The sequence below is a fragment of the Actinoallomurus oryzae genome, assembly GCF_039541955.1.
GTDB classification, from domain to species: domain Bacteria; phylum Actinomycetota; class Actinomycetes; order Streptosporangiales; family Streptosporangiaceae; genus Actinoallomurus; species Actinoallomurus oryzae.
On sequence record NZ_BAABHF010000042.1, the window covers coordinates 1 to 17762 of the forward strand.

Annotated in this window: 11 protein-coding genes; 8 read left to right on the top strand and 3 right to left on the bottom strand. The window is 70.7% G+C overall.

Translation table 11 applies throughout. The annotated features are described in order from the left end of the window. Window positions 1-86: 86 nt before the first annotated feature. Window positions 87-2912: an ABC transporter substrate-binding protein gene (locus ABEA10_RS32980; protein WP_345470624.1), complete on the bottom strand. Its 2826-nt coding sequence runs from the start codon at window positions 2910-2912 to the stop codon at window positions 87-89. A gap of 179 nt (window positions 2913-3091) precedes the next feature. On the opposite strand from ABEA10_RS32980, the gene ABEA10_RS32985 reads away from it, so the two are divergent. After that, complete coding sequence (locus ABEA10_RS32985; protein ID WP_345470627.1) at window positions 3092-3307, top strand: hypothetical protein; 216 nt, start codon at window positions 3092-3094, stop codon at window positions 3305-3307. Here the strand turns inward: ABEA10_RS32985 and ABEA10_RS32990 are convergent. Beyond that, window positions 3288-4283, bottom strand: a complete 996-nt coding sequence (locus ABEA10_RS32990; RefSeq protein WP_345470630.1) for a TetR/AcrR family transcriptional regulator C-terminal domain-containing protein — start codon at window positions 4281-4283, stop codon at window positions 3288-3290. The genes ABEA10_RS32985 and ABEA10_RS32990 overlap by 20 nt on opposite strands. A gap of 179 nt (window positions 4284-4462) precedes the next feature. Here ABEA10_RS32990 and ABEA10_RS32995 point away from each other — a divergent pair, with 179 nt between their 5' ends. Then, window positions 4463-5671 carry an FAD-dependent monooxygenase gene (locus ABEA10_RS32995; RefSeq protein ID WP_345470632.1) on the top strand — a complete coding sequence of 403 codons (1209 nt, stop codon included), beginning with the start codon at window positions 4463-4465 and terminating at the stop codon, window positions 5669-5671. Window positions 5672-5756: 85 nt separating this feature from the next. Here the strand turns inward: ABEA10_RS32995 and ABEA10_RS33000 are convergent, their stop codons facing one another. Further along, window positions 5757-8180 (bottom strand): LuxR C-terminal-related transcriptional regulator, encoded by a 2424-nt coding sequence (locus ABEA10_RS33000; protein WP_345470634.1) that lies wholly within the window; start codon window positions 8178-8180, stop codon window positions 5757-5759. Between the two features lie 371 nt (window positions 8181-8551). Between ABEA10_RS33000 and ABEA10_RS33005 the strand changes: the two genes are divergently transcribed. The 6 genes from ABEA10_RS33005 (at window position 8552) to ABEA10_RS33030 (ending at window position 17647) form a co-directional block, all read left to right on the top strand. Continuing rightward, complete coding sequence (locus ABEA10_RS33005) at window positions 8552-8962, top strand: BlaI/MecI/CopY family transcriptional regulator (RefSeq protein WP_345470636.1); 411 nt, start codon at window positions 8552-8554, stop codon at window positions 8960-8962. A gap of 144 nt (window positions 8963-9106) precedes the next feature. After that, window positions 9107-11287: a WD40 repeat domain-containing protein gene (locus ABEA10_RS33010; RefSeq protein WP_345470638.1), complete on the top strand. Its 2181-nt coding sequence runs from the start codon at window positions 9107-9109 to the stop codon at window positions 11285-11287. 230 nt (window positions 11288-11517) lie between these two features. Continuing rightward, on the top strand, window positions 11518-11910 hold the full coding sequence (locus ABEA10_RS33015) for a YbaB/EbfC family nucleoid-associated protein (protein WP_345470640.1): 393 nt from the start codon (window positions 11518-11520) through the stop codon (window positions 11908-11910). A gap of 39 nt (window positions 11911-11949) precedes the next feature. Next, window positions 11950-16434 carry a GH-E family nuclease gene (locus ABEA10_RS33020; protein WP_345470642.1) on the top strand — a complete coding sequence of 1495 codons (4485 nt, stop codon included), beginning with the start codon at window positions 11950-11952 and terminating at the stop codon, window positions 16432-16434. 23 nt (window positions 16435-16457) lie between these two features. After that, window positions 16458-17000 carry a suppressor of fused domain protein gene (locus ABEA10_RS33025; RefSeq protein ID WP_345470644.1) on the top strand — a complete coding sequence of 181 codons (543 nt, stop codon included), beginning with the start codon at window positions 16458-16460 and terminating at the stop codon, window positions 16998-17000. Between the two features lie 218 nt (window positions 17001-17218). Continuing rightward, window positions 17219-17647: a DUF6010 family protein gene (locus ABEA10_RS33030; RefSeq protein WP_345470646.1), complete on the top strand. Its 429-nt coding sequence runs from the start codon at window positions 17219-17221 to the stop codon at window positions 17645-17647. Window positions 17648-17762 lie beyond the last annotated feature (115 nt).

Genomic DNA, 17762 nt, shown 5'->3' on the forward strand with positions numbered 1-17762 from the left:
TGCCCGCCGGCCTCAACCGACCTCACGCCTTCAGCGGCTTGACATCCATAGGAGCATCCCGGCCCGGTCGGCGCGGCGCGGCGCGTTCAGCCGACGCCGGCGGTGGCCAGGTCGTACCCGACGTACACCGGGCTGACCGCGGCGTTGGTCAGCCGAGTGCCGCGGTAGAGGACCACCTTGTCGTACACGAGCGGCACGATCGCGCCCGTGGCCATCACCGCCTGGTCGATCCGCGCGGTCAGGCCCTCACGCGTCTTCTGGTCCTTGGCCTGGTCCGCCTGGTCGAGCAGCCCGTTGACCGTGGAGTCGTTGAGCTCGGCCAGGTTGTTGTTGCCGGTCGGGAGGATCTGCCGGCCGTCGACGAGCAGCGGGAAGAAGCCGGTCGCGGTCGGGAAGTCCGGGCCCCAGACCGACAGGATCATGCCGAGGTCGTTTTCGTGCACGTACGACGGCTTGCCCGCGTACTCGGTGTAGAAGCGGGCGGCGTCGTACGGCTTGATCTTGACGGAGATGCCGGACCGCTGGAGCGCCCTCTGGACCGTCTCCGCGACCGCCATGTCCTTCGGCCGGTCCTGCCTGATCGCCATCGTCGTGCTGAACCCCGACGGCTTGCCGCACGCCGCCAGCTCCTGCCGCGCCTTGTCGGTACTCGCCGGGTACTGGTCGAACTTCTGGCGCCCCACGAGAACCGGCGGCGCCAGGTTCGTCGCGATCTCGGCGCCCTGCGGGCCACCGTCCGCCGTCTGCGCCGCCGCACGGTCCACCGCGTACTGCACGGCGCGCCGGCAGTGCACGTTGTCGAACGGCGCGACCTTGGTCGACAGCGCGATGTAACGCAGGTATCCGCTGGTCAGCGAGTCGGTGTTCTTCGTGAGGCTCGGGTCGGCGAGCGCCTTGACCCGGGCGGCGTCCGACAGTCCCACGCCGTTCGGGTTCAGCTCTGCCTGCCCGCCCAGGAGTTGCTGGTCGACGGCGTCCGCGGCCAGGCCGAACTGGACCTCGACCCGGTCCGGCAGCTGCGTGCGGATGCCGTCGGGGCTCCACGCCGGGTTTCGGACCAGCGACAGCGACTTCCCCGGCGAGTACGACTCGAGCTTGTACGGCCCGGTGGAGGCCGGATGGTTCTTGTACTGCGCGCCGTCGTCCTTGGCCGCCGGTACCGGCGCCGTCTGCGGCAGGGCGGCCAGGGAGTCGAAGTCGGCGAACGGCTTCTTCAGGTGGAAGACCACCGTCTGGTCGTCGGGGGTGGTGACGCCGTGGAAGTCGTCTAGGTCGTGGTCCTTGTACGGCCCGGCGTACGATCCGGCGTCGAGCATCTGGTGGAAGTACGTCGGGCCGAGGTAGTGCACCTCCGTCGCGAACGTCCGTGCGACGGCGTACCGCACGTCCTTGGCCGTGACCGGCGTTCCGTCGTCGAACTTCACCCCGGTACGCAGCTTGTACGTCCAGGTTTTCAGGTCGTCGCTGGACTGGCCGGGCCCGCTCGCCAGGTCGGGCACCGGGCGCAGCGCCGCCGCGCCGGCTCCGGCCCGGTAGGTGAGGAGCGACCGCGCGTACAGGCGGCTGATGTTCCACGAGCCGGCGAAGTACATATCGGCGGGGTCGAGCGAGTCGAAGTCATCGGCCTGCGCCAGCTTCAGCGTGCCGCCCTTGGCGGTCGAGGGGTTGACCACCTTGGTGAGCGCCGCGTCGGCGGCCGGCGCGGCAACGGCCTTGTCCGTCGGGCCCGGATCGGGGTGCTCGCCGTCGTGGACGAGCCGTACGACGGCGACCGATGCGGCGGCCACCAGCGCGACGCCGGCGGACGCGGCGACCGCCGGAACCCAGCGACGGTTCTTCCGTACGCGTGGGGGCGGCGTCGTGTCCCGCGGCGGAGCGCCCCACGGAGACTGTGACGGCGGCGGCGCGTCGGGGGGAAGGCTCTGCCAGCCGCTCTCCCACTGGCCGGGCCCGGCGCCCCACGGTGAGGCCGGCGCGGGCAGGACGGCCGGCTGCGGCGCGGGCGCCGGCGCCGGGCTCGGAACGCCCGGTGCCGCGGTGGTCTCGCCGAGGTCGGTCAGGAGCTGGGCCACGGTGGGCCGGTGCGCCGGGTCCTTGTACATGCAGTACCAGACCAGCTCGCGCAGCGGGCTCGCGATGGTGCCGATGTCCGGGTCGCCGCTGAGGATCCGGTTCATCGTCGCCGGGATCGAGTCGTGCCCGAACGGCGACCTGCCGGTGGCGGCGAAGACCATGGTCGCGCCCCACGCGAACACGTCCGCCGCCGGCGTGAGCCGGTGCCCGTTCAACTGCTCGGGCGCCATGTACGCGGGCGTGCCCACGATGCCGCTCGTCATCGACATCGTCGAGTCGAGAGCACGGGCGATCCCGAAGTCGATCACGCGTGGCCGGCCGGCGCCGAGCAGCACGTTGCTCGGCTTGAAGTCGCGGTGCACGACGTTGGCCTGGTGGATGGCGGCGAGCGCGCGCAGCGTGCCGATCGCGAGGTCGTGCAGCTCGGCCCCGGACAGCGGGCCCCGCTCCCGCACGATGTCCGACAGCGGGCGGCCGTCGACGTACTCGCTGACGATGTACGGGGTGCGGCCCTCGACATCGGCCTCGACGATGTGGGCCGTGAACGAGGGGTCGATCCGCTGTGCGGCGGCGAGCTCGCGGGCGAAGTAGCGCCGCGCCCGCTCGTCACCGCTCAGGTGGGTTCGCAGCAACTTGATCGCGAACCGTTCCGGGCGTGCCGTCCCGTCCTCGCCGTCGGCCGTCTCAGCGTCGGAGGACGCGGTCTCGGACGGCTTGGTGTCGTCGATCCGCTCGCCGAGATAGACGACGCCCTGGCCGCCCTCACCGAGCAGCCCGATCAGCCGGTAGTCGCCGAGCCGCTCCGGATCGTCCGGCCGTAGTGGTCGGGAATCCGGCATGGTCGCCTCCGGGAAGCGGTCGGTGCGCTGGGGTCGGTGCGCTGAGAGAACGCCCATTGTCCACCGTGTGACGGTATGCCTGCTACGCGCCCAGCGGCGCCGCGCCCGGGCACCGGGTGCGGCGACCGGTGCCTGGTCGCCGGTGACCGGCATTCGCGCAGGTCACATACGCTGTCACGGTGAGTGTCATGGTCGATCGGTACGGGCGGCGCGTCGAGGTGATCCGTCTCGATCGGGGTCATGGCCCGCAACAGTGGATCCGCGTCTCGTGGCGCCGGGTGCTCCTCGGCCCGGGGACTCCGGGTCTCGGGCAGGGCTACTACCGGTCGGCGGCGGCCGCGCTCGTCCACGTCGACGTCGAGAGCCTCGTCGAGCTCATCGAGCTCCACCGCTGACCGCGCCCGGCGCCTCGCCGACCAAGGCGGCGATGCCGTCCAGGAAACGCTGCAGGCCGAAGTCGAAGACGTCGTCGAGGTCGAAGTCATACCCCTCCGTGGCGAGCCGCTCGAAGATCGGAAACCGGCCGGTGGCGAAGATCTTCCACAGCTCCGGCTCCTGGGTGTCCATCCACTCCTCGGCGTCCATGCCGCTGAGAGCCTCCGCCTCCGCCTCGGACTCGATGTTGATCGCGTGGCCCCGCACGTAGTTGAACAGCGCGATGTGGGCGGTGAGGGTCGTCTGCAGGTCGAGGAGGCCGTCCAGCGAGCCGAGCACCCATTCGGTGAACGGGATGCCGTTGGGGATCGGCTGCGGCCGGGTGGCCGAGAGGGCGGGCGCGAGCCAGGGGTGACGGCGGAACATCGCCCACAGCGTCCGGGCGGCGACCTCCAGCCGGGCACGCCAGCCCTCCGGCGGATCGTCGGGGAGCGGCCGCTCGGAGAAGGCCGCGTCCATCATCTGCGCGAGCAGGTCCTCCTTTCCCGCGACGTGCCGGTACAGCGACATCGTCGCCATGCCGAGTTCGGCGGCGACCCGGCGCATCGAGACCGCGGCCAGCCCCTCCGCGTCGGCGACGGCGATCGCGGTCGCGACGATCCGGTCCGACGTCGCCTCCTCGTCCCCGCCCCGCCGGCGTGGCCGCGGCCCGCTCGGCCGCGCGGTGGGCCGTGGCGCGGGGCCCGCGTCGGTCGCCACCACCGTGCCGACTCCCGGCACCGCGCGGACCAGGCCCTCGTGACGAAGCTGCGTGAGCACCTTCGTGGCGGTCGCCATCGCGACGCCCCACCGCCGGGTGATCTCCCGGGTGGAGGGCACCCGGTCGCCCGGCGCCAGCTCACCCGTCGCGATCCGCTGCCGCAGTTCCGCCACGATCCGGCCGGAACGCGACGCTCTCTGTTCTCCCGGGCTCTGTTCCGTCGAGCTCTGTTCCACCGAACCACCTCCGCACTAGTGCACCTCGCGGCGCCGCCACCCTAGCCGCCACGCTGCGCCGATGTCCGTGACCGCCTTCTCCCCGGGTGCACGGCGCCTCTTGTGTACTAGTGCACCAAATAAGATATGGCTGTTCAACTCGCTTGCAGTGCAGCATATGTACGCCGTACATTCCGGTCATGCGAAACACCGAGATACTCGTTTCCGGCGCCGGGATCGCCGGAGCGGCAGTGGCGTACTGGCTACGCGCGGCGGGCTTCACGGTCACGGTCGTGGAGCGCGCCCCCGCCCCCCGCCCGGGCGGGCAGACCGTGGACCTGCGCGGCGCCGGCCGCGAGGTGATCATCCGCATGGGACTGATGGACCAGGCGCGTGCGGCGGCCGTCGAGCAGGACGGCATTGCGATGGTCGATGCCAAGGGCCGGGTCAAGGGGACCATGTCGGCCGACGCCTTCGGCGGCGAGGGGATCATCTCCGAGATCGAGATCCTCCGCGGCGACCTGGCCCGCGTTCTGTACGAGGCGACACTGCCGGACACCGAGTACGTCTTCGACGACACGATCACCGGCCTCGACCAGGACGACGACGGCGTCACCGTGATGTTCGAGAAGGCGCCCTCGCGTCGGTTCGGGCTGGTCGTCGGCGCGGACGGCATGCACTCCGTGGTGCGTGCGCTGGCCTTCGGCTCCGAGGCGGACTGCGTCCGCCCGCTGAACCTCTACAACGCCTGGTTCACGATCAACGAGGGCATGGACCTCGGTGGCTGGTACCGCATGTTCAACGCGCCGGGCGGGCGCGTGGCGTCCGCGCGGCCGGGCCGGCTCCCCGGGGAGGTCAAGGCCGCCCTCGCCTTCCGGTCCCCGCCGCTCGCCTACGACCGGAGCGACCTCGGCGCACAGCGGGACCTGGTGGCGAGCCGCTTCGCCGGCGTCACGGGCTGGGAGGTGCCGCGGCTGCTGCGCGGGATGGAGACCGCGCCGGACTTCTTCTTCGAGCCGATGGGACAGGTGCACCTGGACGGCTGGTCGCGCGGGCGCGTGGCGCTCCTCGGCGACGCCGGTTACTGCCCGACGCCGCTCACCGGGCTGGGCACCAGCCTGGCCCTGGTCGGCGCGTACGTGCTGGCGGGCGAACTCGCGGCGACCGGCGACCACCGGGCCGCGTTCGCGCGCTACGACGAGATCATGCGCCCGTACGTCACCGAGGCGCAGAAGCTGCCCCCGGGCGGCGCCTCCGGCTTCGCGCCGTCCAGCACCCTGGCCATCCGCATGCGGGCCGCCTCGATGCGCTGGATGACCCGCTGGCCGATGCGGCCGCTGATCGCCAAGCAGTTCGCCAAGGCGGGCAACATCACCCTGCCCGAATACCGCCGGCTCGCCGTACGGTAGACCCTGTCTCGACGTCGCCGCCCGTAGCGAGCGCCGCGCAGGAGGACGGCGGAGCTTCGAGCCGGGCCCTGGGGCGGCCGGGCCGTCACGGGCGCGAGGCCGTGCCGCCCTGCTGCTCGACCACCCATGCCGCGATCTCCGCCCGGCCCGTGAACCCCAGTCGGCGCAGGATGGCGCTCACGTGCGACTGGACGGTACGGGGACTGAGGAACAGCACCGAGGCGATCTGCTTGTCCGTCTTCCCCTCGGCGATCAGCTCGGCCACGGCGCGCTGTTTGTCGCTGAGCAGCCGGTTCGCCGACCGCTGCCGGGAAGGGGCGCCGGACCGGGGCGTGGACGGCTGGCCCAGCGCCAGGTCGACCGCGGCGCCGAACTCCATCTCCACGCCGTGCCCCTCGGCCTCGTCGTACGCCGCGTCGCCGAGGGCGAGCCGCGCCTGCTCGACGCAGGCGGTGTGCGCCTCCAGCCAGGGACGCAGCCGGTGGATGGCCACGCCGAGCGCCTGCTGCATGTTCCGCGAGGCGCCCAGCAGCACGGCCGCCTCCTCGTGGCGCCCGCGGGCCACCGCGCACCACGCGAGCGACTCCACGCCCCAGATCGACCCCCAGCGGTCGCCGATGTCCCACTGGGTGCGCAGCACGGACCGGAACATCGCGGCGGCGGCCGGCGGGTCACCGTGGCGGAGCTCGGCGACGGCACGGGCCCACTGGGCCCAGGAGGCCGCCCAGGTCGCGCCCCGGGCGCGGGTGTCGGCCAGGTGCCGGTCGGCGATGGCGAACGCGTCCGGCGCCGGCGCGGTGAAGGCGGCCGCGATGGCGTGGAACATCTCGGCCATGGGCAGCAGGCGGGTGTCGTTCATCGCGGCCAGCTCGTCGCGTACGGCGGCCCACAGCGTGAGCGCCGCGGGGTCGCCGTGGACGAACAGGTCGGTCGAGGCGGTGAGGAAACGGTGGGCGGCGAGCGCGAACGCCGCCTCGTCTCCTCCGGACACCGCGGGTGCCAGCGCGCCGCACCGGCGCAGCAGGGTCTCGGCGTTGACCTCGTCGCCCAGGCACAGCGCGATCCAGCCCGCCTGCGCGAGCACCGTCAGCCGGAGCGGGGCGGCCGCGGCGTTTCCGGCCAGGGCCTCCTCGGCCCGCGACAGGGCCCGCATGCCCTCGCCCAGCGTGCCGCCGAAGAACCACAGCCGAAGGGCGGTCAGCGCGGAGGCGAGCCGCGCGCCGACCTCGGCCTCCTCCAGCGTCGTCGCGGCGGCGCACCGGTCCAGGACGGCACGGTGGTTCGGCAGGTCCTGGCGCGCCTCTCCCAGGTAGCGTGCCTCGTCGGGCCCGTACCAGTGCCGGCTGTACCACTCGGCGCGGTCGAGTAAGTAGGCGCTGAGCCGGCGGTGTGCGACCGTCTCGTCGCCGGACGGCGGCGCGGGCCTGCCCTCCGGGTCCGGCAGGTCCCCGGTGCGCGAGCCGAGGCGGGCCAGTCCGTACTCCCGTACGGTCGCGAGCATGGAGTACCGGGTCGGAATCGAGTCGGTGTCGGCGACGACGATGCTCTTGGCGGCCAGTTCGCCGAGGACCGCCGGCACCTGGACGGCCTCGAGCTCGCCGTCGGCGGCGACGGCCATCGCCGCCTCCATGGTGAAGCCGCCCGCGAACACCGCCAGCCGGGCCCACAGCAGCCGCTCGGCCGGCGAGCAGAGCTGGTAGCTCCACTCGAAGCTGTCCCAGAGGGTGCGGTGCCGGGCCGGGGCGCTCATGTCCTTTGAGAGCGTCCGCAGCCGGAACCCCGACAGCATCGACACGATCTCCGCGACGGACATCACCCGGACCAGCGGCGCCGCGAGCTCGATGGCGAGCGGGATGCCGTCCAGCATCGCCACCAGGCGGGCGACGTCGGCCGCGTTCCGCGGCGTGATCGCGAAGTCCGCGCGCGCCGCGGAGGCCCGCGCCTCGAACAGGCGTACCGCCTCGTACTCGGTCACCACGGCGCGCTCGGGGTCCGCCGGGACGGTGAGCGGCGGCACGTCGATCACGTGCTCGCCCTCACAGCGGAGCGGCACCCTGCTGGTCGCGATGATCCGGAGCTCGGGGCAGTCGCGCAGGAGGCGGACCACCAGGGGCGCGAGCGTGCGGATGAGGTGCTCGCAGTTGTCGAGCACGAGCAGGGCCGCCCGCCTGCTCAGCGCCGCGACCAGGACGTCGCCGGGCTCCCGCGCCGACACGTCGTCGACGGGCAGGGCGTCCAGGATGACCCGGCCGGCCGAGGCCGGGTCGGTGTGGGAGGCGAGGTCGACCCACCACACGCCGTCGGGCTGGGCGCGGCGGGCCTCGTTCGCCAGCCGCATCGCGAGCCGGGTCTTGCCCGTGCCGCCGGCCCCGGTCAGCGACAGCAGCCGGACACGTGGGTCGGACAGCCGCGCCTTCACCGAGGAGAGCAGCTGCCGGCGGCCGATGAGGCCGCTGAGCTCGGCCGGGACGTAGCCGTCGCGCCAGCCGTCCGCGGTGCGTTCCGTCACTCGATCCGCCCGTCTTCGCGTCCCCGCCGCAGGAACGCGTACGTCACATGACCAACCGATCGTAGTGATTCCGGTGCCCGTTCCGCCGCTGAGCCGGCCATCCGTCTCACCGCCCGGGTTCTCCCAGAGCATGCCGACCGAGGGCGCGCCGGCGTTCCGGGGCGGCGAGGCGACCTGGCGGCCCGGTCCGTTCCACCGCGCCCTGCCCGTGCGCTTCACCACCGGCCGCCGCCCGTCCGCGCCACCGGGTCGGCTGATGGGGCGATCTGCCCCGATCTGGCCGAAGGCGGGCGGTATCGGGGCAGGTCAGGTCCGGTCGGGAAACGGCGACGACTATCACGGTAGTACTACCGGAGAGTACTCTCGGCGGAATGAGTGCTGAGCCCCCCGCGCCCGAGCCTTCCGCCGAGCGGTCCACCCGCGATGGCGTCCGGCGTCAGCCCGGAATGCTCGAGGACGAGGTGCTGGCCGTGCTCTGGACGGGCGGGCGGGCGATGACGCCCGCGGAGGTGCGGGGCCGGCTCGACGACCGGCTCGCGTACACGACCGTGATGTCCACCCTGGCGCGGATGTACCGGAAGGGGCTGGTCTCCCGCCGCCCGGTGAAGAAGGGGTACGCCTACCTTCCCACCGTCGACGAGGCCTCCCACACCGCCCGGGCGATGACCGACCTGCTGAGCCGCCGTCATGATCACGCGGGCGTGCTGGCGAGGTTCGTGTCGTCGCTGAGCCCGGAGGACGAGGCGTTCCTGCAGCGCCTGCTGCGCGGCGAGGACGCCTGAGAAGCCACTCGTAGGCCCGCGTCTGCGTGGACGACACCGGCACGGGCGACCCACGGTGTGCGGCGGCATCCGTTCGCCGCGATACTGACCTCGCGGTGCACTGAAGATCTTTGTGGGTGACTGACCGGGGGAAGGGCGAACCGCATGGCCATGGCAGGCGCCGATCAGATCGGTTACCGTTCGGGCGCTCCCGGTGATCCGCTGGGGCGTTTCGAGCTCACCGTCCGGCCGGACGGCGGCGCGCGGCTGGACCATCGTGACGCCAGGAGGCTACGGGTGTGGACCGCGCGGCTCGAACGGGCGGTGTGGTCCCGGCTGCTCGACGCGCTGGACCGGTCCGGCTTTCCGGAGATCGAGCCGGCGCCGGTCCCCCCGGGCGCCGCGCGCCGGGAGCTGACCGTCCCCCCGGCCGGGGAACTGGTGTTCGCCTGGAACGACGACGTCGCCGCCCCGGCGCTCGGCGAGGTCTTCCGGATCCTCGACGCCCTGGTACGCCAGGTGAGCGCCGGAGCCGTACGGTCCACGGCCGACGCGCTGCCCCAGGTGGCGCACTGGTGCGGCGAGACCGAGCCGTCCGAGGCGGTGAACGCCGCCTCCGGTGCGGCGGCGTTCGGTACCGTTTCCGGGCGGCCGGCCTACGTCGTCGCCGCGGACGAGATCAAGGTCTCCTCGCTGCCCGGTCATGAGCCGGTGGGTGTTCCCGTCATCAGCCGGACGAAGTGTCGGTCCGTCGCTCTCGGCACCGCCGGAGGGCGTGACCTGCTCGCCGTGGCGGGTGATGATCATCTGATCAGGGTGTGGGATGCGCGTACGGGCGAGCTGGTGCACTCCAGAGCCGGTCACCGGGGGCCGGTGACCGGGGTGGCGGCCGGCGAGGCCGCGGAGCATCTGGTCGTGCTGTCGGTGGGCGTGGACGGCCAGGTACGCGCGTGGGCGGATGGAACCGCTGCCGAAGCGGGCGCCGTCTCTGTCGTGGACGGCGGGCTGACGAGTGTCTGCCATGCCCGCGTCGCCCGTCGTGATCTCATCTGCGCGGGTTCCGACGATGGTGCCGTCCGCATCTGGGACGCCGCCGACGGTGAGAGTGTCCGCACGCTGCGCGGCCACACCGGCTGGGTCAACGCCGTCGCCATGACCGGTGCACCGGGTCCTGGCCTCGTGGCGACCGGCGGGGCGGACCGCGTCGTACGGCTGTGGGATCCATCCGACGGGCGGCAACTCCATGAGCTGGCGGGACACACCGACAGCGTCACCGGCGTCGCGTTGACCGTCATCGGCGACCGCCAGGTGGTCGGGTCCTGCTCGCTCGACGGGACGGTACGTACGTGGGACGCCGTCACCGGCGAGCCGATGGCCGGCCGGCCGGCGGAGAGCGGTTGGCTCACCGGTATCGGGTTCGTCCGGACCGCGGACGGAACGGCCGCCGTGACCAGCGGGACGGACGGCACGGTGCGGCTGTGGGACGCGGTGGGCGGTGCTCCGCTGGCGACACTGGCGTCGGAGTCGGTCCCGGCCTGCGTGGCCACGACCACCAGGAGCGGCCGGTGGACCGTCGCGGCCGGGTTCAAGGACGGTTCGCTACGCGTCTGGAGCGATGGGACGCTCACCCGTACGATCCCCCCGTCCGACGGGGCGATCACGGCGGTGGCCTTCGGGCCCGGAGGCCTTGTCTCCGGTACGGACAACGGCACGCTGCGCGTCCATGATCCCGACAGCGGCGACGAGTCGCGGGTTCCGACCCCGCATACCGCACCGGTCCTGTCGCTGGCGTTCGCCGACGATCTTCTTGTCTCCGGTGGAGCCGACGCCGTCGTGCGTACCTGGCGGGCCCTGTCGGGTGCGCCGGTGGCCCGGTTGCTCGGCCACACCGCGGGTGTCGCGGCCGTGGTGACCGGTCGCGTCGGCGGCCGCACCGTGATCGCCTCCGCTGGCTACGACCGGGTGGTGCGCACATGGGACGCCGCCACGGGCCGCCCGTTGCTCGCGATCCACGGCCATATGTATCCGGTCTATGCGCTCGCGTTCGGCGACGGGTGGCTCGCCTCGGCGGGCTATGACGGCTTGGTACGGGTCTGGGATGCCGCTACCGGAGCGCAGGTCGCGCAGCTCCCGGGAGACGAGGGGCCGGTCAGAGCACTGTGCTTCGACGGGAACGATCTCGCGGTCGCCGCCGCGGACGGCACCGTACGGCTGTGGCGGCTTCCCGCGGGTGAGCTCATCGATCAGACCGGTGTCCCGCAGACTCCCCAGGCGGCGGCGTTCCTTGACGGCCGCCTCAACGTCGCCGGTGAGCAGGGCGTGGTGACATGGGCGCGCGATCGCTAGCCGGGCGCTTGCAAAACACCCAAAGGCGGATATTTCACCCCATGATCAATTATCGGTGGATGGCCGATAAGGTGCTTTCTACCGGGTGACAGCACGGTGTTCGCGGTCGGGGGATGTCCGCCATCCATGGTGTTCGCGCTAGGTCCTCATCATTTCTGTCCGGTGGCCTGCCGGTCCCATCGCCGTCTGTCCTCGGCACCTGGCGTCGTCGGGGGAGTCGGAGCTGTCGTATGGACGAAACAACCGAGGCATCGTCGCGGGACGTCGCGGCGGACTATGGGAAACGGCTGGATGAGCTGCGTCAAATGCAGCGGGATGTCCGTGCCGTGACCGCCACCGCCCGTACTCGAGATGGCGCGGTGGCCGTCGAGGTGGGGCCGAGGGGCGAGGTCCGGGATATCCGGTTCAAAGCGCAGGCGTACAGCCGGATGAACCCGAATCAGCTCGCTCGCACGACCATGCAGCTGATCGAGGAGGCGTCACGGGAGGCGGCGGAGCGGGCGAGGAGGATCGCGGCCGATTTCCTGCCGGGGGAGCTGGGTGCGCGGCTGCTCGATGGTGAGGACGATGTCGCCGTGTTCATGCCGGATGCGTCGAGCATGCCGAACGTCGGGCTGGAGTGACCGGTGGCTCCGGGATATGTGGCGGTTCCTCATACATGGGTGGCTTCGGGGCACGGAATTGCCGAGGCGTCGAACACGCTGGCGACCGCGACCGACACGTTGTGTTCCCAGCTGGCCGATGCCGGCGCCTGCTGGGGTTCGTCCAAGGACGAGATCGGACGGATGTTCTTCAACGGCGATGACAAGACGCCGGGTTTCGGTAAGTCACGGGACGCCTTCCTGAACGACCTCGCCGACATGGTGAACCTGCTGCGGGCCACCGGCGGCTTGCTGAAGCTGTCGGGCCGTAACTATGCGGTGGCCGACGAAGCGAGCACGGTCGGGTCGGCCTTGCCGAAAGGGGCGGACAAAGACGCGCTCGCGGCGGTGAACCCATACTACTTGCCTCCGGTGTCGCAGACTTTGGTGAAATCCGATCCGGTCCCTCCGTTTCAGCTCTTTGATTTCCTCTCGAAGCTGTTGCAGGAGTTGGTGGGCGGCTGTCAGTGGCCGGATGGCAGTCTGTCGGGCCTGGCGTCGATGCGGGATGCGTTCTACGCCACCGCGGACTCGATCAGTTCGGTCGCCGACGAGGTGGCCGGCCACGCGCATACGGTGACGGCGAACAATTCGGGTGAGACCGCGCAGAAGTTCGCGTCGTTCGCGGCGGCACTGCGGGGAGGCGGAGAAGAGGGAGGCCTGCTGTGGCTGGCGTCCGAGTCCAAGGCGCTGGGAGATTCGGTTGACGCGCTGATCAAGCAGGAGAAGGCCGCCCGGCTGCAGTTCAAGCTGTCTTTCGAGTTCATGGCGGCGACCTGGGTCGCAGCATGGGTGATTTCGTGGTTCACCGGTCCCGCGGCGGAGGGAGCGGCGCTCGCGGCCACCGAATCGGCCGGAAGCGAGCTTAACGCGTTCATACGAGCTGCTGCCAAGGCCGCACTGATGGGGGCGGGATACGGCGGCTCCCTGGACGCCATCGGGCAGTATGCCCATATCCACGAGGGCGCGCAGAAAGGTTGGAACTTCGCCGAGCTCGGTAAAGCCATGGGCGAGGGCGCGATCGCCGGCGGGGTCATGGGTGTTGGAGGCGCGGCGGTCGCCAGAGGGAGCGGCCGGCTTACCACTGCGCTGTCGTCCTGGATGGAATCCGGTGGTCTCAAAGGCGCGGCATCGAGATTCGCCTTCGCCGGTACCACGGGAACCGTTGGGAACATCGTCGCCCAAGCCATTGTCGATCAGCACGTCGATGTCGGCCAGGCCGCTCAGTTCGGATTCGGCATGGCCGGTATCGAAGCCGCCAGACCCTCGGGCCGGCATTCCGCCGAGCAGATCAGTAACGCCTACCGATTGCACACCTGGGCCAGTGAACACGCTGATTCACTCCCGCCCGCAGGAAGCGCCCACGACGGCGCCCCCACTTCCGGAACCTCCCCCCACACCCCTCCACCCGCCGGTGAGGGAGGCGAAGGCGGCAACCCGGCGCCCCAACCGAATCCAGGCGGGAACACCCCCCACAACGATCCGTCCGGGAGCGGCGCGCCGCCCGCCGCCCGGGCAGGTGACAGCCAACTCGCCAGCGCCCCGGCCCAGAACGCCGCCCACACCGGCGCCGATGCCGTCACCGCACCGCACGGCACGGACAACGCGGCCGCCAAGAACTCCACCACGGCCGCCGGCCCGGCAGGCGAAGCCCCCTCGATCATCGCCGCCCCCGGCAGGCACGCCGGTGACGCGACGGCCGGTGCCGCCGGCGACGCGACGGCCGGTGCCGCCGGCCCGGCCCGGCAGTCCGCACCACCATCGAACCGGCCCAGCATCACCGACATCCTCAACCGCGAGCCGTCGACGTCCTCGCCCAGAGGTGGCGCGGCCGCGGACCCCCTCACCGGACCTCGTTCCGCGGGCGGGCGGCCGCCGGAGGTCCCGGCCGAGCCCGGCGGTGCCGACGTCGGCCACGACGCGTCCAGCCGGCGTGATCCCCAGCCTGGACGGCCCGGAGAAGCCCTGTCCGCCGCTCACCCGGATCAGTCGCACGGACCACAGGCACCCGGCCGGAGTCTGGGGACCGCGACCACCGACGTCGCGTCCGCTCAGGATTCCGGACGCGGCACGGCGCAGCCGGCCGGGCAGCGGCCGGAGCCCGTCCCGGCCGCGGTCACCCCGGTCGACCACGGGCCGGGCCCATCGGCGTCACACGCCGACATCACGGGTGGAGACCACGCCGTCTCGTCCGGCGGCCGACAGGACACCGCCGTCGCGACGCCGGCGGATCATCCGGCCGCCTCGGGCCCGTCTCCGGAGGCGCGCACCGTCGTCGACCGGCCGACGCCGCGCGAGGTGAACGGGACCCGCAGCACCGACCTGAACCCCGACACCCGGCCGCCCCTGATCCCCGCGCACGGCGAGCGGGCGCTCGCCGCACTCCGCGGAGAGCACGCGAACACGCTTACCGAGGGAGAGGCGCTGCGCGCCTCCCAGTGGGCGCATCTTCGCGATTCCGCCACCGCGGCACCGGTCGCCCGTGAGCGTTATCCGTTCGAGAACGCCTCCACCGTCGAGGCACGACGGCTCGGCCTGACCGCCCCGGACGGTACCGAAAGGACCGTCACCGAGTTCACCGTCAAAGTACGTCTCCAGGCCGACGAGGCGATGGCGCCCCACGACGTCGTGCGGGCCAAGTCGAACATCCTCGATGCCGTCGACCTCTACTACAACCACCAGCACCGGCTTCCCGATGGTTCCCAGCTCCATGTCCGTGTGGTCTTCGACGACGTACCATCGCGGTCCGCAGCCGACGGCGCCGTTCAGCTGCATCCGGGAAACGGCGCGTACGAGGGCGAGCGGCCCGACATGCTCACCTGGTACGCCGACATGGACCCTGTCGTGACCGCCCACGAGCTGGGCCACCACTTCGATCTGCACGATGAGTACGCCGAACCCGGCCGGCTGACCGCGTCGGAGGTGAGACGCGATGCGAGCGCGATGGGCAGCGGTGAGCTCTACTGGAGCGACCACGCACTGGTCGTGGACCACAACGGCAACTCCGTCCCCGGCATCGTCGGCCTGCGCGATCGCCATCTGGCCGAACTGAACGCCTTCGCCGACCGCGCCGCGCCGGACGGACCGAGCATCCATGGAGACGCCGGCCTGCCGGTGCCGGCCGAGCATTCGACTCGGCCCGGTCGATCGGACCGCGCGCTGGACCTGCCCGACCACGTCCGGGAACTGCGTGATCGAGTCGACGGAGACGGCCGGCCGGTTTTCCCGGCCGAAGGCCGCGACCCGGTCGAGCACGCCATGCTGCTCGACCGGATGCACACGCTGTTCGGCGATGAGGCGCGGACCGCCGATCACCTGCGCTACACCGAGGCGTTGAGCGACGCGGCCCGCCGCCTCTACGAGACCGCGCCGGACTACTCCTTCCGGGGCGAGGACCTGCAGGGGCTGCACCATCTCGCCGATATCGCCGACACGTCTCCCCATGGGAGGCTGCCGCATGCGGACGTCCTACACGAGGTCGCCCGCCAGACCCTTGACCGAAGCCCGACTCCGCACGACATCGAGGGCCTGTCCAAGCTCGCCGCACACCTCAACGACCACATGGACGGCCGGCATGCGTTCGAACGGCCCTCCGACGCCCTCCACCGGGCGGCAGCGGACAAGCTGGGAACCCTGCCGAGCACAGAGGTCACCCACCGGGCCATCGACCAGATGGCCGAGGAGCAGCGGCGTGATTCCGACCGACACGAACACGCGGTACCGGCTGCGGATCGCAAAGAAAAGGCGAAACAGAAGGCAGTCCGGGACGCCCAGAACATGCGCGGGCGGCCGCTGACCAGTGCGGAACAAAGGGATATCGAACAAGCGGTCGAGCAGCAGTGGAGAGATTCCGGCGGGACTCTTCACCGGCCGAGTCTCCGCGACAAGACCATCAGGGGAATCCTCGAGAATCGCGACTCGCAAGGCAATCTGCTCGACGCGAATACGGGTAAACCCATTCCACAAGGAAGAGCGGACATCGGCCACAAGCCAGGAGATGAGTGGCGGAGGGTCAGGGACGAAGCAAAACGAATGGGCTTGACCCAGGAACAGCTCAATTCGATTGTGCAGGATTCGAGTATGTACCAGTGGGAAGATAGGAACCAGAACAGGGGGCATCGGCACGAGGACAGAAGTGCCGGCGGTACCAGCAAGCGGCTTCAGCGCGTCAAGAAGCATCGGGACGGGTCCGTCACCATCGATGGCCAGCGAATATATGCCGACGGAAGTACTTATGACGAGAAAACCGGAGTAAAGATCCATTCGAGCGATGTCCCGGATGTCTTTGCGCGTCGCCAGTGGCAAGATACGGTGCAAAACGCCTCCGATCAGACCTCGCAGGAGAAGCGGGCTCTTCAGGCGCAGAAGAAGGCGGACGATTTGACGAAGAGGATCGCAGGGCAATGGGGTAAGAGCGCAAAGGAGCAGATGAGAAAGAGGGCCGAGCAGGCGCAAGCGGATGCCGATAGGCTACGCGAGCAAGCCCAGAAGAAAAAGAGGCGTTAGTCGTGGTGGCGAGCGAGTCCTCGATGAGGATCTATCTCGACCGGTTGAACGAGTGGGCGGGGGAGGAACCGGAAACTCACCTCGTTTCTCCTGGCGACGTCGAGCCGCCGGTTTTCACCTTCACCTACCGTGAACAGTTCGGCGACAACACGATCTCGGGCTTCACCTATGGCCTCTCGCTGGTGTCGCACCCGGACTGGAAGTTCGGCAGCCCGGAGCTGTTCATCGCCATGGAGTCCGACAAAATCGATTGGGTGCTCGCCGCGGGGTATGTCGCAACCGCATGGCGAGGTGAGAAGCCCTACAGTGCCGGCGACATGTTCGACCTCGGTGCCCCAATAAGCCCGGAGGAGTCCGAGATGTCGGCCGTGCTCCTCTTTCTGGTCACCAGCCTGGATCGAGAGGTCTCCCATATAGAACTCCCGAACGGCACCATCAATCTTGTTCAACTTTATCCGTTGTATGAGTCGGAGCTGGCGCTGGTCCAGGAAATAGGCGCCACCGAATTCCTCTCGGCTGAGGACGTGAATTTTTACGACCCGCGGCGCCCGCCCCGCACCGAATGATCGGCCGCGCGGTCGGGTGGCGGTCGAACGGCCCGCCGTGGATCGGCAGCAGCGCAGGGGTCCCTGCCTCCGGCGCGGACGTTGGCGATTTTCCGGTGGGATCTGGCACTCGAGCCACTGGGAGCCGCCGCGCCGTCTGCGTACCTTGACGTTCCATGTGCAACTCGGCGGCGCGAACCCGGCGCCGTCCTGAATCCTCACCGCATCGGAAATGACACATGGAGTACCTGCAGTACATCGCGCCGATCGGCATCGGCGCCGCCTACGCACTGCTGATGTCCCTCATCCACGAACCACACCGCCGGCGCGTCAACGCGCTCATGATCGCCGGAGCCGGCGCGACGTACCTCAGTGGCGGCGGTATGGGCGTCTGGGAGCTGGCGTTCGCCGCGGTGCTCGTCTACGTCGCCTACCGTGGCCTGGACTCGTGGACGTTCATCGGGATCGGCTGGCTGCTGCACACCGCCTGGGACATCGTCCACCACCTCAATGGCCACCCCATCCTCCCGTTCGACCACGGCTCGTCCCTGGGCTGCGCCATCTGCGACCCGGTCATCGCCCTGTGGTGCTTCAGCGGCGGCCGGACACCGCGTGAGCTGTTCCGCCGCGCCAAGCGCCCGGCGACGATTCAGGGGCAGACCGCCTGAGGCACTTCCGGTCCGCGGTACGGCCCGATGCCGGGGCCGCGCGGTGGCGCCCGGCGGCCACCCTCGGCCCCGGCTCTTGACTGATCGTCCTGACCTATAGATCGTCAAGGGTCCG